The 17,430-nt window shown below is 43.3% G+C and carries 11 protein-coding genes; 8 read left to right on the forward strand and 3 right to left on the reverse strand.

Going from position 1 to position 17,430, the window contains the following annotated elements; all coding sequences use genetic code 11:
• Positions 1–265 (forward strand): LPXTG cell wall anchor domain-containing protein (locus SORDD27_RS07510; RefSeq protein ID WP_155718899.1); only part of this gene is annotated, 265 nt, incomplete at its 5' end.
• Positions 266–716: 451 nt separating this feature from the next.
• On the forward strand, positions 717–2,822 hold the full coding sequence (locus SORDD27_RS07515) for an ATP-dependent Clp protease ATP-binding subunit (RefSeq protein WP_061428357.1): 2,106 nt from the start codon (positions 717–719) through the stop codon (positions 2,820–2,822).
• A gap of 59 nt (positions 2,823–2,881) precedes the next feature.
• Here SORDD27_RS07515 and SORDD27_RS07520 read toward each other — a convergent pair whose 3' ends face one another.
• Positions 2,882–3,364 (reverse strand): S-ribosylhomocysteine lyase, encoded by a 483-nt coding sequence (locus SORDD27_RS07520; RefSeq protein ID WP_061428359.1) that lies wholly within the window; start codon positions 3,362–3,364, stop codon positions 2,882–2,884.
• A 294-nt stretch (positions 3,365–3,658) separates the two neighbouring features.
• Here SORDD27_RS07520 and SORDD27_RS07525 point away from each other — a divergent pair, with 294 nt between their 5' ends.
• The 5 genes from SORDD27_RS07525 to SORDD27_RS07545 are packed head-to-tail and all read left to right on the forward strand — an operon-like array spanning position 3,659 to position 7,587.
• The gene (locus SORDD27_RS07525) at positions 3,659–4,366 is read left to right on the forward strand and encodes an ABC transporter ATP-binding protein (protein ID WP_002907438.1); all 708 of its coding nucleotides are present in this window, start codon (positions 3,659–3,661) and stop codon (positions 4,364–4,366) included.
• Between the two features lies 1 nt (position 4,367).
• A complete protein-coding gene (locus SORDD27_RS07530; protein ID WP_000665373.1) occupies positions 4,368–5,156 on the forward strand; it encodes a lantibiotic ABC transporter permease in 789 nt (262 codons plus the stop codon).
• On the forward strand, positions 5,156–5,878 hold the full coding sequence (locus SORDD27_RS07535; protein ID WP_000588279.1) for a hypothetical protein: 723 nt from the start codon (positions 5,156–5,158) through the stop codon (positions 5,876–5,878). The genes SORDD27_RS07530 and SORDD27_RS07535 overlap by 1 nt, the downstream gene beginning before the upstream one ends.
• A gap of 12 nt (positions 5,879–5,890) precedes the next feature.
• Complete coding sequence (locus SORDD27_RS07540) at positions 5,891–6,589, forward strand: response regulator transcription factor (RefSeq protein WP_000404920.1); 699 nt, start codon at positions 5,891–5,893, stop codon at positions 6,587–6,589.
• Positions 6,556–7,587, forward strand: a complete 1,032-nt coding sequence (locus SORDD27_RS07545) for a sensor histidine kinase (protein ID WP_061428361.1) — start codon at positions 6,556–6,558, stop codon at positions 7,585–7,587. The genes SORDD27_RS07540 and SORDD27_RS07545 overlap by 34 nt, the downstream gene beginning before the upstream one ends.
• Positions 7,588–7,722: 135 nt before the next feature.
• On the opposite strand, the gene SORDD27_RS07550 is transcribed toward SORDD27_RS07545, so the two are convergent.
• Positions 7,723–9,207, reverse strand: coding sequence for a DUF1846 domain-containing protein (locus SORDD27_RS07550; RefSeq protein WP_061428363.1), 1,485 nt, complete (start codon positions 9,205–9,207; stop codon positions 7,723–7,725).
• Between the two features lie 151 nt (positions 9,208–9,358).
• Here SORDD27_RS07550 and SORDD27_RS07555 point away from each other — a divergent pair, with 151 nt between their 5' ends.
• Complete coding sequence (locus SORDD27_RS07555) at positions 9,359–10,969, forward strand: glycoside hydrolase family 13 protein (RefSeq protein WP_061428365.1); 1,611 nt, start codon at positions 9,359–9,361, stop codon at positions 10,967–10,969.
• Between the two features lie 165 nt (positions 10,970–11,134).
• Here SORDD27_RS07555 and SORDD27_RS07560 read toward each other — a convergent pair whose 3' ends face one another.
• Positions 11,135–17,050 carry an alpha-L-fucosidase gene (locus SORDD27_RS07560; protein ID WP_061428366.1) on the reverse strand — a complete coding sequence of 1,972 codons (5,916 nt, stop codon included), beginning with the start codon at positions 17,048–17,050 and terminating at the stop codon, positions 11,135–11,137.
• Positions 17,051–17,430 lie beyond the last annotated feature (380 nt).

Consider the following 17,430-nt stretch of genomic DNA (forward strand, 5'->3'; position numbering starts at 1 on the left):
GCCAACGCCAGATCCAGCGCCAACGCCAGATCCAGCACCAACGCCAGATCCAGCACCAACACCGGATCCAGCGCCAACACCAGATCCAGCGCCAACGCCAGATCCAGCACCAACACCAGATCCAACACCAGCACCTCCAGCTACTGAGAATAAAGGTAAAGCTGAACTTCCAAACACAGGTGAAGCAACATCTATCTTCTCAGCAATTGGATTTGTAGTATTGGCATTGAGTGGATTGGTATTCTTCGTAAAACGTAAAGCTTAAGCTTTCGTAGAAGAAACATAAAACTTGGTAAGTGAGAATTCTACTTCTCTCTTAAACTTGATAGAGAAAGTCTCTAGAAAATTCGTTTTCTAGGGGCTTTTTTTGTACTTCAAAAAATTTTTAAAAAATAGTCAAATTTGGTTAAAAAACTATTGACTTTTACTGACCAATGTGATATAGTAGGAGCATAAGGAAAATGAATTCCTTAGAAAACTTCATTTTCAATGATCCTATTTCTTGAAAATGTATGATAGATACCCTAGAAAGGGGTGAGGCCTATGTTAAATCTAACAGATTTTGAAAAGAAGATGATAAAAGGCTTATTTAAGAAAGAAAAACCAGAAATTATACGTAGGGTAGCTAGTTAGCTAGTCTAAAATTTTTAAAACAAAGGTCAAAGATAGTCAATATCAGAGATCGCATATAATTAAGAATAAACGAGGTAAAGAATATGAACAACAACTTTAATAACTTTAACAACATGGATGATTTATTTAACCAATTGATGGGTGGTATGCGAGGATACAGTTCTGAAAACCGTCGCTACTTGATTAATGGACGTGAAGTGACACCTGAGGAATTTGCTCATTATCGTGCAACTGGTCAATTGCCAGGAAATGCAGAAGTTGATGGACAAATGCAACAACACGTTTCAGGTATGAAACAAGACGGTGTCCTTGCTAAACTAGGTCGTAACTTGACAGCGGAAGCTCGTGAGGGTAAGTTGGATCCTGTTATCGGACGAAACAAGGAAATTCAAGAAACATCTGAAATCCTCTCACGTCGTACGAAAAATAATCCTGTTCTGGTCGGAGATGCGGGTGTTGGTAAGACAGCCGTTGTCGAAGGTCTAGCGCAAGCCATTGTGAATGGAGATGTTCCAGCTGCTATTAAGAACAAGGAAATTATTTCTATTGATATCTCAGGTCTGGAGGCTGGTACTCAATACCGTGGTAGCTTTGAAGAAAACGTTCAAAATCTAGTCAATGAAGTAAAAGAAGCAGGCAATATTATCCTCTTCTTTGATGAAATTCACCAAATCCTTGGCGCTGGCTCAATCGGAGGTGAAAGTGGTTCTAAAGGTCTTGCAGATATTCTCAAACCAGCTCTCTCTCGAGGTGAGTTGACCGTTATCGGGGCAACGACTCAAGACGAATATCGTAACACTATCTTAAAGAATGCGGCTCTTGCTCGTCGTTTCAACGAAGTCAAGGTCAATGCTCCTTCAGCAGAGGATACTTTTAAAATCCTTCAAGGAATTCGTGATCTTTATCAACAACACCACAATGTCATCTTGCCGGACGAGGTTTTGAAAGCAGCAGTGGATTATTCGATTCAATACATTCCTCAACGTAGCTTGCCTGATAAGGCTATCGACCTTGTCGATGTAACGGCGGCTCACTTGGCAGCTCAACATCCTGTAACAGATGTTCATGCTGTTGAACGTGAAATTGAGGCAGAAAAAGACAAGCAAGAAAAAGCAGTTGAGGCAGAGGACTTTGAAGCAGCTCTTAATGCCAAGACTCGCATTGCAGAATTGGAGAAAAAAGTCGAAAACCACACAGAAGATATGAAAGTGACTGCCACTGTCAATGATGTGGCCGAATCTGTGGAACGAATGACAGGTATTCCAGTATCTCAAATGGGAGCGTCAGACATCGAGCGTCTCAAGGATATGGCTCATCGTTTGGAACACAAGGTTATTGGTCAAGATAAGGCAGTAGAAGCAGTGGCTCGTGCTATCCGTCGTAACCGTGCTGGTTTTGATGAAGGCAATCGCCCAATCGGTAGCTTCCTCTTTGTAGGGCCTACTGGAGTTGGTAAGACGGAGCTTGCTAAGCAATTGGCGCTCGATATGTTTGGAACGAAGGATGCGATTATCCGTTTGGATATGTCTGAATACAGTGACCGCACAGCCGTATCTAAGTTGATCGGTACAACAGCAGGTTATGTGGGGTATGATGATAATAGCAATACCTTGACAGAACGTGTTCGTCGCAATCCATACTCTATCATTCTCTTGGACGAAATTGAAAAGGCTGATCCTCAAGTAATCACCCTTCTCCTTCAGGTCTTGGATGACGGTCGTTTGACTGATGGTCAAGGAAATACAGTGAACTTCAAGAACACTGTCATTATCGCGACATCAAATGCTGGATTTGGCTATGAAGCCAACTTGACAGAAGATGCGGATAAACCAGAATTGATGGATCGTTTGAAACCATACTTCCGTCCAGAGTTCCTTAACCGCTTTAACGCAGTTATCGAGTTCTCACACTTGAATAAGGAAGATCTTTCTAAGATTGTGGACTTGATGTTGGCTGAAGTTAACCAAACCTTGGCTAAGAAAGACATTGATTTGGAAGTCATCCAAGCAGCTAAGGACTTTATCACAGAAGAAGGCTATGACGAAGTTATGGGTGTTCGTCCTCTCCGTCGCGTGGTGGAACAACAAATCCGTGATAAGGTGACGGACTTCCACTTGGATCATCTAGATGCCAAACATTTGGAAGCAGATATGGAAGATGGTGTTTTGGTCATTCGTGAAAAAGCCTAACTCAAGATTTTGAGAATAAAAAAAGAAGGAACTAGCTAAAAGCTGGTTCCTTTTTGTGTTTAGATGATATGGCGCTCAAAGGCGTCATCTGAGATTCCTTGTTCCAAGATGAGTTTCGCCCATTCTTTAGCAGAAAAGAGGCTGTGGTCCTTGTAGTTTCCGCAAGATTCGATAGTTGTTCCTGGGACATCTTCCCAAGTAGTAGTTTCAGCGATTTCCTTGAGCGAATCCTTGATGACAGCAGCGATTTCAGCGCTAGTATGGCGTCCCCACATAATCATGTGGAAGCCTGTACGGCAACCAAATGGCGAACAGTCAATCATGCCGTCGATTCGAGTACGGATGAGTTTGGCTAAGAGGTGCTCGATAGTGTGAAGCCCAGCAGTAGGGATAGAGTCCTCATTTGGCTGTACCAAGCGAATATCAAAGTTGGAGATGATGTCTCCTTTTGGCCCTGTTTCTTCCCCAATCAAGCGAACATAGGGTGCTTTAACAATGGTGTGGTCAAGTTCAAAACTTTCAACAATAACTTCTTTTGACATGGTAGTTCCTTTCAGTTTTCTTCTTTCATTATATCATAAAGGGTGCTGTTGATGGAGTTTGATAAATGACTTTTTGGTACTAGAATGATAATAAAGTCTCTATACATAAACCTCAGAATTATAAAAAAGAATGGAGAGAAGAATACCTTGTGAAAGAAAAGTTTAGTTTTTCTAGTGGAACTAAGGTGACTTTTGAAAAGTGGACCAACTTTTTCTGAAATTTCTGTTTAATCTCTGAACTAATTCTGAACTAGATTGGGTATACTGGAGAAAATAAAGACAAAGGAGTTCAGTATGGAACATATAGTGAAAATAGAAGGAGTCTGCAAAAAGCATGGCAGCAAGCAGATTTTGGAAGATATTTCTTTTACAGCTAGAAGCGGTCGGATTACAGCTTTTCTAGGCCCGAATGGTGCAGGGAAAAGCTCGACCTTGAGGATTCTCTTGGGATTAGATCGGGCGACGTCTGGGACTGCGACTTTTGATGGGCAAACCTATCAGTCAATGACCTACCCGCTCAGAACGGTAGGTGCAGCCTTTGACGGCATTGGCGGTCTGCCAAATCGAAAGGTCTATGACCACTTGAGGATTATTGCGGCGAGTAATGCTATTTCCAAGTCTCGGATCGATGAGGTTTTGGAGATGACTGGAATCGCTCATAAGAGGAAGGACCTCTTGTCAAGCCTGTCTCTGGGGGAAGGTCAACGCTTGGGTTTGGCAGCAGCTTTGCTGGGTGATCCTCAGTTTCTTATATTAGATGAGCCGACTAATGGGCTGGATCCAAGTGGGATTAAGTGGTTTAGAAAGTTCATCCGTCAGCAGGCTGATTTAGGGAAAACGGTACTTCTATCTTCCCATATCCTATCAGAGGTGCAAATGGTGACAGATGATGTGGTCTTGATTCATCATGGGCGAATTATTGAGCAAGGACGATTGGAAGAGGTGCTGCAAGATTCAGACAGTCTAGAAGATCTCTTCTTTGATTTGACAGAGGAGGTTTAAGATGAAAGAAACGATGTCTTTATTGCATTCAGAGTGGTTGAAAATCCAATCAACCAAGGCTTTCAGGGTAAGTGTGGTCTTTATGCTGTTATTGGTACCTGTTGTGTCATGGCTAGAGGGACGTCAGTATCTGTCTATCGGTTTAGATGCGACCCCTGAGACGGTTCCCGGTCTGGCAGAAGCTATTGATCCGCTTGAATATCTAGGTCTTAATGGCGCTTCTATGGGTGGTATGGTTTTAGTCATCTTATCTGGAATTTTGGGAGCAACGGAATTTCAGTCTCATAGCTTGCGAACCAGTCTATTGGCTTGTAATAACCGCTTGAAGCTACTTATGGGGAAAATATTGACCTTTGGTTTGTTTTCACTCATCATTAGCTTGTTATCCATTTATTTGAGCTATATTGTCATGCACTTGGCTTTAGGAAAAGAAGGGCTACATCCAATTTTACTTAATCAAGCTGCCTGGAGTCATCTTTTATGGAAGGCACTAGCTACTGCATTGCTAGGTCTCTTGTCCTTTTTATTGGGATTGCTTGGGCGGACGATGTTGCTTCCCTTACTCTTTCTTGTGCCCCAGCTCTATAATCTGGGAAACTACCTGGCAGCTCATACGAGTTGGGGTGCTTATCTGCCACAGCCCGCAGGAGAGTTATTTGTTGCAACGCCGACTTCCCAATATGCCAACAATCCCTTGCAAGGACTCTTGATACTAAGCGTATGGTTGCTAGTCATCGGCGTCATGGCCTCTCTGCGCTTTTTGAAGACGGATTTAGGAGGACGCTACTGATGATAAAAGCTCTGCTTAAAAGTGAATGGATTAAGTTTCGTTCTTACTATCTCGTTCTTGGTGTCGCCTTGGTGGCTCTGGTAGTCGTTCCTTTTTTTCTGATGAATCTTGACTACAGTCAGACAGCAGTTGGCCAGACAAAGGCTCTGAGTGAAGCTTTGCATGCTCTCTATCTGGCGCAGCCTGTCATCGTCATCTTTACTTCCCTCTATTTTGCCCAGGAGTTTGTCAAGTCTGGGATGCGAACGAATTTTCTAACCGTATCAAATAGAAAGGCTTGGTTGGCTGGGAAATTCCTTTTTCTGGCCGTTCTGCTCTTGGTTCTCTACAGTGTCATGATAGGCAGCTGTTTCTTTGTTATGCTGGCTCGATTTGACCTAGACTTTAGCTGGCCCTTACTGGGGAAATTCCTCTATTACAGCTCTTTTGGTCTTCTCAGCAATCTTTTTCTGGCTCTTTTAGCTGCTGGTCTCGCTTTGCTCTTTCAATCTTGGGTTGTGCCGGTGTCGGTGCTATTTCCTCTCTTGATTGGTCTTAGCCGTTTATTGACAACTTTTATCAAAGAAGCAAAGTACCTGCCCGATCTGGCTACGCTAAATCTTTTTGAGTATGAAGGGCTTCAGCATTCAATAGATCTATCAGGGTTGGGAATACAGCTGTTCTGGCTAGCTTTGATTTGGAGCTCTGCTATATTCTTGACCTTGAAACGAGATGTTCGCTAGAGGTATGCTATAATGGAAATCATGAGACAGTATCGTATTTTGGTGGTTGATGACGACCGGAGCATTTTAAAGCTGGTGAAAAACGTCCTAGAGCTAGATGCTTATGACGTGACGACGCTTGATCGGATAGAAGAGCTCGAGCTGACGGATTTTGTAGGATATGATTTGATTCTGCTAGATGTGATGATGGAGCCTGTTAATGGTTTTGAGCTGTGTTCCTACATTCGTCCTCATCTTTCGTGTCCAATTATCTTTCTGACAGCTAAGGAGTTAGAGGCGGACAAGGTGGAAGGGCTCTTTCGCGGAGCAGATGACTATATTGTCAAGCCTTTTGGGACCAAAGAATTGCTGGCGCGTGTCAGAGCTCATCTTCGGCGGGAGGAAAGACGGGAGGAGCGATATTCTGAAATTGCTTCTTGTCAATTTTATCCAGAGCGCTATGAAGTTGCCTATTTTGGTAAAGTCTTGAAATTTTCAGAGCGAGAGTTTAAGTTGCTGCATTTACTAGCTAGCAATCCCAAGCAGACCTTTTCAGCTGAACGCCTGCATACCTTGCTTTACCCAGAAAGCTCAGAAACACAGCTTCGCTCCATCTCAGAATACGTATATCAGATTCGCCAAAAATGCAAACAAGAAGGGCTGCAAGCAATCGCAACAGTGAGAGGAGTAGGCTATAGATGGCAATTAGAACCCGAAATTTCAAAAGCCTAGTTTGGACAACCAGTTTAAAAATCGTCTTTTTCCATGTTTTGATTTTTGTGCTTATAGGCTATGAATTTACGCAAGGAAGTGATTACGTTCTTTTCACCTTGTTCTTCTGGGCAGGGAGCTTGCTGCTGATTACTTTTTATCATATTTTGAAATTGCTCCGAAAAATCGACAGGGAAATAAAAATGCTAAAGAGCGAGAAGCTTTTAGAAGAAAATCAAAGTCAGCTTTTTCGGATTGAGGAAATGCTAGAAGTCTATAGCGATTTACGGAGCAGCCACCAAGAAAATGCTCGTCTTCTAGAAAGAGAGCAGCAGCATAATCAGGAGTTGATTTTACAGCTGTCAGCGACATCGCACGATTTGAAGACGCCCCTAACTGTGATTAAAGGGAACGCTGAGCTCTTGGAATTGGCGCAGTTGGGCCAGCCACAGGCAGACTATGCTGCTGAGATTTTGCAGGCTAGTCACAAGATGGAAGAGTATTGTGGCTCTTTGATTGATTACGCTAAGACTTTTCAGATTGATTCTAATCAGTTCATTCAGCTTTCCTTAGGGGACTTTTTGGCTTATCTACAGGATGATTGGGCACTGTTCAGCAAACAGGAAAGTCATCGTTTCTACCTCCAAGAAGATTGTGAGCTTAGTCTGATTTTGTCAATTCATTTGGACTATCTCAAGCGAGCTTTGCTCAATATTTTACTGAATGCGCTTGAATATGCAGACCAGAATCAAAAGGAAGTCAAGCTAACGGTATCAGTGCAGCAGGACCAGTTAGTTTTTGCTATCTGGAACAATGGCCCTGCATTTTCAGAGGAGATGCTGCTGGGAGCGGAACAGCTCTTTTATCAGAGTGACCAAAGCCGCAATTCAGCTAATCCCCATCATGGTATCGGCTTAGCCTTTTCTAAGCAGGTAGCTCTCTTGCATGGTGGTCGTCTGACCCTGCTCAATCTAGACCAAGGAGGAGCCTCTGTCGAGTTGACAATTTCATTGAAATAAATGAGAATGGAAAATCATAAAAACGCATAATACCAAGTGTCCAAAAGACTTGATATTATGCGTTTGATTTTTTTTATTATGTAAAGATTTACTGGATTTTTCTCTCAAATGGAGTTTTTGTCCAGTCTTGTTTATTTATTTCCGATACAAGCGATCGTATTGGTAGAATGGGTCAAAGGTCACGTTGATACCTAGTTTGCGAAGGACGTTCTTGTCTTCGTCGGTCAAGATGATGGTTGAGTGAGCTTCGCTTCCTTTGAGATTCCCAAGTTCTTCCATGGCACGCGCAGCGTCAGGATTTTCCATAGCTGTGATAGCAAGAGCAATCAGGATTTCATTTGAGTGGAGGCGAGGATTGCAGCTACCTAGATGATTGATTTTAAGACCTTGAATTGGTTTGACGACTTCAGGCTCGATTAATTTTACTTCCTTAGCGATGTTAGCTGATTTTTTGATGGCATTGATCAAGGAAGCAGCTGTAGGACCAAAGAGTTCAGAGTTTTTACCAGTGACAATTTCTCCATTTGGCAATTCAAGGGCTAGAGCAGGGCCACCAGTTTCTTCTGCTTTTTGGCGTGCAGCGACAGCAACCTTACGGTCTGCAGGTGTGATGCCGAGGTCGTTCATGAGAAGTTCAATCTTCTTGACAGCAGTTTCTCCGACTTTTTCAGCTTTAAAATCAAGAACAGTTTGATAGTAGCGACGGATGATTTCTTGTTTAGAAGCTTCGACAGCAGCTTCATCATCTGTAATAGCGAAACCAACCATGTTGACACCCATGTCTGTTGGTGAAGCGTATGGAGATTCACCTAGGATACGTTCCAACATACGTTTGAGCACTGGGAAGATTTCGATATCACGGTTGTAGTTGACAGTGGTTTCTCCGTAAGTTTGAAGATGGAAGGGGTCAATCATATTGACATCGTCAAGGTCTGCAGTTGCAGCCTCGTAGGCCAAATTGACCGGATGATGAAGGGGCAGGTTCCAGACTGGGAAGGTTTCAAACTTAGCGTAACCAGACTTGATGCCATTGAGTTGGTCATGGTACATATTGGACATACAAGTGGCCAATTTTCCAGAACCAGGTCCAGGAGCTGTTACGACGATCAAGTTGCGACTGGTTTTGATGTAGTCGTTTTTGCCCATACCTTCTGGAGAAATGATGTGGTCCATATCAGTCGGGTATCCTTTGATTGGATAATGAAGATAGGAATCAATCCCGTTTTTATCTAACTGGTTGCGGAAGGCATCTGCAGCGGGTTGACCAGCGTACTGTGTAATGACAACGGAGCCAACAAAAATTCCCAGCTCATTGAATTTATCAATCAAGCGAAGAACTTCTTGGTCATAAGAAATGCCCAAGTCACCACGCGCTTTAGAATGCTCGATGTTGCTGGCATTAATGGCGATCACAACTTCAACCTGCTCTTTCAATTCTTGCAAGAGCTTGATTTTATTGTCAGGTTCATAACCAGGAAGGACACGAGCAGCGTGGAAATCTTCTAACATTTTGCCACCAAACTCCAAATAGAGCTTGCCGTCAAATTGGTTAATGCGCTCCAAGATATGGTCGCGTTGTAGATTCAAATATTGTTCAGAACTAAAAGCTTGTTTTTTCATTTTTTTACCTCTGACCTCTATTATAATAAAAAATTGGAAGATAGGAAACTATGGAGTCGAAAAGAAATCAAAAAGATTAGGCAAACGCTTGCACTAACTTTTAAAAAGCGCTATCATAGACTATAGATTATTAAAATAATGAGGTAAGAAGATGCAAGAAAAATGGTGGCACAATGCCGTAGTCTATCAAGTCTATCCAAAGAGTTTTATGGACAGCAACGGAGATGGGATTGGCGATTTACCAGGAATTACTAGTAAGTTAGACTATCTAGCCAAGTTAGGAATCACAGCGATTTGGCTTTCTCCTGTTTATGACAGCCCTATGGACGATAATGGCTATGATATTGCTGATTATCAAGCGATTGCAGCTATTTTCGGAACCATGGAGGACATGGACCAACTCATCGCAGAAGCTAAGAAGCGTGATATTCGAATTATCATGGACTTGGTGGTCAATCATACCTCGGATGAACACGCATGGTTTGTCGAGGCTTGTGAAAATGCTGATAGCCCTGAGCGAGACTACTATATCTGGCGAGATGAGCCCAATGATTTGGAGTCTATCTTTAGTGGGTCTGCTTGGGAATACGATGAAAAGTCGGGTCAATACTATCTCCACTTTTTCAGTAAGAAACAGCCGGACCTCAACTGGGAGAATGAAAAACTGCGCCAGAAAATTTATGAGATGATGAACTTTTGGATTGATAAAGGTATTGGTGGTTTCCGTATGGATGTTATTGACATGATTGGGAAAATTCCTGATGAGAAGGTAGTCAATAATGGTCCCATGCTCCATCCCTATCTCAAGGAAATGAATCAGGCGACCTTTGGCGACAAAGATCTCTTGACAGTAGGAGAGACCTGGGGAGCAACTCCAGAGATTGCTAAACTCTACTCGGATCCAAAGGGACAAGAATTGTCTATGGTCTTCCAGTTTGAACACATCTGTCTTCAGTATCAGGAAGGGCAACCTAAGTGGCACTACCAAAAAGAGTTAAATGTAGGGAAGTTAAAAGAAATCTTCAACAAATGGCAGACAGAGCTAGGAGTTGAAGACGGCTGGAATTCCCTCTTCTGGAATAACCACGATCTTCCTCGGATCGTCTCTATCTGGGGAAATGACCAAGAATACCGTGAGAAATCTGCCAAAGCCTTTGCAATCTTGCTTCATCTTATGAGAGGGACTCCCTATATCTACCAAGGTGAGGAGATTGGGATGACCAACTATCCATTTGAAACACTGGACCAAGTAGAAGATATTGAATCCCTCAACTATGCGCGTGAGGCTCTTGAAAAAGGCGTTCCGATTGAAGAAATCATGGACAGCATCCGTGTCATTGGTCGTGATAATGCCCGTACCCCAATGCAATGGGATGAGAGTAACAGCGCTGGCTTCTCAACAGGTCAACCTTGGTTGGCAGTTAATCCAAACTATGAAGAAATCAACGTTCAAGAAGCACTGGCAAATCCAGATTCTATTTTTTATACCTACCAAAAACTCGTTCAAATTCGTAAGGAGAACAGCTGGCTGATTCGTGCTGACTTTGAATTGCTTGATACGGTAGATAAGGTCTTTGCTTATATCCGCAAAGATGGCGACCGCCGTTTCTTAGTTGTGGCTAACTTGTCCAATGAAGAACAAGGCTTAGCAGTAGAAGGAAGAGTTAAGTCAATCTTGATTGAAAACACTACTACTGAAGAAGTAGTTGAAAAACAAACCTTGGCTCCATGGGATGCCTTCTGTGTGGAACTAACGGATTAAAATAAGTGAACAGCACCCCAAAAGTTAGATTTTTTCTGTCTGACTTTTGGGGTGCTGTTTAATTTGTGGATGTTTTTTAATTTTACAGATAGAAAAAGAGAAGACCAAATGGTCTTCTCAACGGGGGAACTGAAATAATGGAAAAGAATCAATCAAAGAGGGTTATTAGTCTTTGAAATTCTTTTGGAAGATGAGGAGAGACAAGATAGAAGTAATGGCTGCCAAGAAGAGGAAGGCACTTGCTTCTTGTTCCCCAGTTGCAGGGAGTAGTCCTTCCTTGTCTTCTTTGACTGTAGCTGTAACAGGAGCTTTTTCATCTTTTGATGATGAATTATCTGTTACGACTGGCGCAGGTTTTTCAGTCTCTCTTGGGAAAACATACTCAGGAAGAGTCACAACTGGTGGCGCCTCTGTTCCAACTGAGCTTTGTTTGCTACCTACCTCAATCACTCGATCTTGAGCTGGTGTTGCTTCTGTTTGGAGAACCTTGCGATTGTCACCGTCCACTTCAACATACTCGACTAAGAGACCGTCTTTTCCTTCTGATAGAACTTGCTCTTTTCCTTTGTCTAATTGTGGGTTTTCGCGACGGATTGTCTTAAACGGTACGATCTTATTGATGATTTCCAAGCTTGGAAGTGTAAAGACAAGGTCTTTAACCCCTTCCTCAGGACTTGAAGAAGTAATTGGTTTCTCAGGTTGCGCTGGAGTTTCCGGTTGAGTCGGTTTCTCAGGTTGAGCAGGTTTTTCCGGTTGCGCCGGTTTCTCAGGTTGCGCCGGTTTTTCCGGTTGCGCTGGAGTTTCCGGTTGAGTCGGATTTTCAGGCTCAGCAGGTTTTTCCGGTTGAGCAGGATTCTCAGGTTGAGCCGGTTTTTCCGGTTGCGCTGGCGTTTCCGGTTGAGTAGGTTTTTCCGGTTGCGCTGGAGTTTCCGGTTGAGCGGGTTTCTCAGGCTGAGCCGGAGTTTCCGGTTGAGTAGGTTTTTCAGGTTGAACTGGATTCTCAGGTTGAGTCGGATTTTCAGGCTGAACTGGTTTTTCAGGTTCAGCAGGTTTCTCAGGCTGAGCTGCTTCGAGCTTGCTGATTTGTTCGAGAGCAGTTTCTAGCGCTTTATTGACTGCTTCCTGAGTTTTAGCTTCTTGGATTGCAGCAATGGCTTGGTCAGCAATTTCTAATAATTTCTTCTTAGCTTCCTTGTTGGATCCAAGCTCAGCGACTTTTTTCTCGATAGCTTTTGTCAAGCTGTCCATAGCCTTATCGTACTCAATTTCCGGTTGTTTTGGTTCAGCTGGCTGCTCAGGCTGGTCAGGTTTCTCAGGTTCTTCTGGCTGTTCCGGTTGCTCTGGACTAGGCTCCTCTTGGCCTCTTTGATAGTTCTCGTCCTTGGATAGGATATCTTGTAGGGCACTGACTGTCAACATGACATCCTGAACATCCACTGCATCAGCACTGAGTTGGTTTCTCAATTTTTCTAGATTTGCTTGGAAAGCTTGGCGTGCAGTAGCCGTATTCTTCAAGCCCGCTGGGTCAAAGTTGGACAGATCATCTTTCCATTTTGAGATAGACTGGATGATATCTGCCTTGCTGTAGAGTTCGCTACCTTCGCCACGAGTGATGAATTGGTCCACTTGAATACCGATATTTTGAGACAAATCGTTTCGATCAGGATCTAGTTGAAGGGTGACTGCGTGCAAGTTTTCGTCCAGACCTTTTAAGCTAACCAGAGTTTGATTGCCTTGGCGTTGAGCTGCACGGCCGCTAAAGTATTTCTTACCATCAATGGTTGAAGCATTTCCCATTCCATCTTGGTAAGGAACTTCTTTGCCATCTAGGAAGACTTTGTAGATACCATGATTTGGATCAACATATCCCTTGATATCAAGTCCAGTACCGTAGAAGTAGGCTGTGACAGTTGTCTTTTTCTTTTGCTCGTCAGTTAAGCGACCAAAGGAAGCCCAAGACTCCGTCTTTTGGTATTTATCTGCCGAATTGGTTTCATGGTGCCAGCCAGGACTGTAATCCAACTGACTAGCTTGGTCATCATAACTTGTTTGGTCCTTGATCAGCAATTCAGCTTTCATCACTTGGATGGTTGCATCTGTAGCAAAACCGAGCAGGGCACCATCAGTGACTGAAGTGAGCTTGGCTTTGAAGTCAAAGACAGAGTCTGCTTGTTCTGTAAAGTCAATCGTTGGGATGGTGACAGTCTTTTCTGTTTCTCCGTCTTTAAAGGTCACATCTTGAGTTGTATCTTGGTAAACTTTACCGTGAACTCCAGTTCCAGGTTCTGTGATGAAGCGCACAGTAGCAGCCCCCTTGCTTCCACCAACACGTTTAATCTTAACAGTGACTGGTTTTCCTTTTTCGACTTCGTAGTTAGTAGACTCGAGTTCAAACATCCCTTTACTATCATTGTTTAGGGTGTAGATTCCTTCTGTAGCAATTGGTTCGCCTGTTTTATTTACAAGGGTAATAGTGTGTTGGCCAGGTGCTAAATCGCCTGTCTCAAAGACTTTTTGGCTGCGTTTACGGCTACTGTTCTTGGTTTGGACATCGGCAACCTTTTGACCATCAACGTAGACGGACATTTCTCCATGACCTGGGTCGACTGTAGAGACGACATAGGCCTTGGTTCCTGTGAAGGTATAGCTGACTTTGGCATCTTTTTGATTGGTCCACATAGAAGTGCCACGAACCCCTTCAGATTCATTGTACCAAGTTGTTCCAGCTGTATCTGCCGTTGTGTTTGAGTGGTATTCAAGTCCAAGAGGGTAGCCATCTGTCTTTTCAATGCTGCTTGGTGTCTTGTAGACTGAGAAGTTGGTCAAGATAGGAGTTGCTTGAGCACCAGTGATGGTTACACGGATTTTTTGTGCTTCAACAGGCTTGCCCTGAACCAAGCGACGGTAACCAACGGTCGAACCTTCGCCGTATGTCACCCAGCGTCCGTTGATTTCGACTTCAATCTTGAAACCTGAGATACGTTGACCTTTGGCGATGTCTTCCTTGAGTTCAACGACGTCAAAGCGTCTCTTTTGTCCTAAATCGACTGTAAAGCTACCGGTTGTGGCATCATTTGAGAGCGCCCAGCTAGTATCATCTTTACCGTCAGTCAGGTGACTTTCTTTGTAGAGGTGGTTCTGACGAGTAGAACTTGCTGTTACAGTGGCACCTTTGGCAAAGTCAGTGGCATACATTTGGTCTAGGGTTGCCTTGAACTCTTTCAAGCGAGCCACATCAGCATCTGCGAATTTTCCTTCTTTATTTGGTGGAATATTGAGAAGGAGTGGGGTTCCACGACCAACAGACTTAAAGTAGATATCCATCAACTCTTTGAGTGATTTCGGTTGTTGGTTGTCATGATAGAACCAGCCCGAACGGATCGAAACGTCAGCTTCCCCTACAGAGTACATATCACCATCAGGGTCACCATGGTTGAGGTATTCGTTTTTCACATCGTCTGTGATGTTGGCCCTTTTGACTTTATGCCAGACAGGGTCACCTGCGATACCTCGTTCATTTCCGATCCAGCGAACGCTTGTTGGTTGAGCAGAGAAGATAGCAATATCTCCTTCAGCTTCTTTGATGTATTTGAACCATTCATCAAAGGTATAGGTTACTTTTTGGGCACCGCTACCACGCGCACCGTCCATCCAAACCTCGATAAATTTCCCTTTGTTACCGTATTTCGGATTACCAAGGATTTCTTTCAGTTGGTTGAGATAGTATTGGTTGTATTCTTTTTCGGTTGCGACATGGTATTTAGGATGGTTGGCATCCCATGGTGATAGGTAAACACCCATATTCATGTCGTACTTGCTGGCAGACTTGGAAACTTCTTCGAGAAGGTCACCCTTTCCATCTTTCCATGGGCTAGCAGCTACGGTATGGTTGGTGTACTTAGAAGGGTAAGCAACGAATCCGTCGTGGTGTTTAACAACCATAATGGTTCGTTTGAAGCCCGTTTCCTTCAGAGTGCGAATCCACTGGTCAGTATCCAAGTTGGTTGGATTGAAGTATCGGGGGTCTTCTTTCCCATTTCCCCATTCAGAATTGGTATAGGTGTTCATTCCGTAGTGGATGAAAGCTGCCAATTCTTCCTTGTGGTAATCGAGTTGAGCCTTGCTTGGAAGAGGTCCATGATTGCCAATTTCGGTTTCTTTATCTTCTGGATGAGCCACTGGTGGAGTCGGTGTCGTTGGATTAGCTGTATCAGCGACTGGCTCGTATTCAAAGACGACCTCATTCACCCCTTTTTGCTGGATAGTTGCTTCCAGGCTAGCCTTGACTGGACGGTAGCCAGCAATGTCTTTTGCATGGAAGGTGTTGACAAAGGAAACGTCATACTCTTGGCCGTCATTGTTATCAACTGTCGCTTCCGCTAGTTCAGTAGTGGTTCCTTTTTGACGGTAATAAACTTTGAAGGAGCCTTTGTTGACTTTATAGACTACCTTGATGACACGTGTACCAGCAGGCGCTTTGCTGACAACATTGTGATCTTCAGCCCAAGTATCTTTTAGCTGTTTATTGACTGCTACGCCATCAATGGATACAATTTCGTATTTGTCTTTATTCTTCTGATAGAAGTCCGTTTTCTCGATTTCTTTTTTGAAATTATAGTCAAATGGCGAATCAACAGCTGTCTGTTCGATAAAGGTGTCATTATCTTTGACAGGATTTCCTTCTTCGTCTTCGTGTTGGATAACAACGCGACCGTATTCAACTCCCTTGGTCAAGGTAGCGATCCCATCTTGGTTAAAGGAATATTCGTTGCTTCCGATAACAGCTTTCTCGTTCCGAAGCATACGTCCTTCATCGGTAAAGTAGTAACGATTTCCGTTATCACCTTGGTACCAGCCTTTCACACCATACTTGGCAATCATGTCCTTAACCCATTTCAGTTGTTCAGGTGAAAGGACGAGTCCGCCACCAAAGCGATCCTTTTCAGCCACACCATTGTCAACGGTTCCGTGTTGGTGAACCCCCAGAACTTTTCCTTGGCTATCGACAATCCCGCCACCAGACAAACCAGATACAGAAGTGGTTTTGTAGGTGATACCAGTCGTTCCCTTATCATCATAGGACTCAACAGATCGGATGGTCCCATCTGCCTTGTAAAGCTGACCAGCTAGGATAGGTTGTTTCAGTTCTTTTGAGCTCGAGTCAGTTGGGTAGCCAATCGTACTGATGGCTTCTCCCGGCTGATGCGTCTTGTGCTCCGCTAAAGGCGCAAAGGTTGCTGCTTTGTTTGGACTAGCAATCGGAAGAGGAATAGGAGCTTCTACAAGAGCAAGGTCATTCTTATAGCCTTTTCCAAACTCTTTCTTGTTCCAGAAATGGATGTCTTTTTCTCTGAATAAAACCGTAGTTCCAGAAGATGGCAGTGAGTTTTTCTTTTCGCTGTTTGAACCAACGTTATAGTAGAACTGGGCAGATTTTCCACCACGAATGTGACCCTCGCCAGTTTCTTTATTGGCCTCTAAGAAGTTATGAGCAACGGTAAGGATCAGGTTAGGTGCTACGAAGATACCTGAGCCTGAAACGAGGTAGCGTTGCTCCCCTGCATTGTAAGTGCTGTAAACCATAGTAGCAGCAGTAGCAGGTTGTCCCTCGTAGTTGATGTGTTTGAGGTCTTGTCCACCGTTAATGATGGCACGGTTTCCGTTCTCAGATTCTTTTGGAGCTTCTTCCTTGTCCTTTAGAATGCTCTTAGTTTCTACTGTTGGACTAGCTTTTTGGTCAACGATAGTAGTCGTATCGAGTTCTTTGACAGGTGTGTCTGGATAGGCACGGTCCTGAATGTCTTCAGGGAGCAAGTCAGCACTGTTAGTATCGGCAACAGGTGTTTCTTGTTTTTCAGCTTCTACACGGTCTTCTTCTTTGACTGGTTCAGCCTTGGTCTCTTCTATATCTGCGACTTGTTTCATTTGCTGATCTAAATTGGATGTCGTGGCAGGAGACGTTTCGTCTGCACGCACGATTCCAGAAGCAAAAAATGCCAGTCCCACGATAACAGATGCCACACCTACAGTCAACTTCCGAATGCTAAATGTTTGCCCTTTTTCAAAAAGGTATCGATTCATAATATACTCCTAGTTTTTAGAAAGGCAGTCAGCTACTGCCAAGCCCAAGTCTGACTTGGTTACAACTTGATTTAATGAAAAACTCTCTGATAATTTGTAAGCCACCTTACCTCCTTTGTATAAAGCGCTTTCATTTTAAGATAAAAAAATTTAAAAGGTCATTTCTCCCTTAAAATGACTGAAAACTTTTAATATAACAAATATACTAAATTAATAAAAGAATTGCAATAGCAAAAAGCAAAAAAATAAATATAAATTAAAGAAAATCAGTTACTTTTTAAAGAAAAAACGCATCCTTTCAAGGCTCAAACTAAATGAAAGGATACGTTATAAAAAGAAATTAGGGTATTTTTTGTAAGAGACTCTTGGATGGTTTGGGG

It is taken from the genome of Streptococcus oralis (genome assembly GCF_001579025.1).
GTDB classification, from domain to species: Bacteria; Bacillota; Bacilli; order Lactobacillales; family Streptococcaceae; genus Streptococcus; species Streptococcus oralis_X.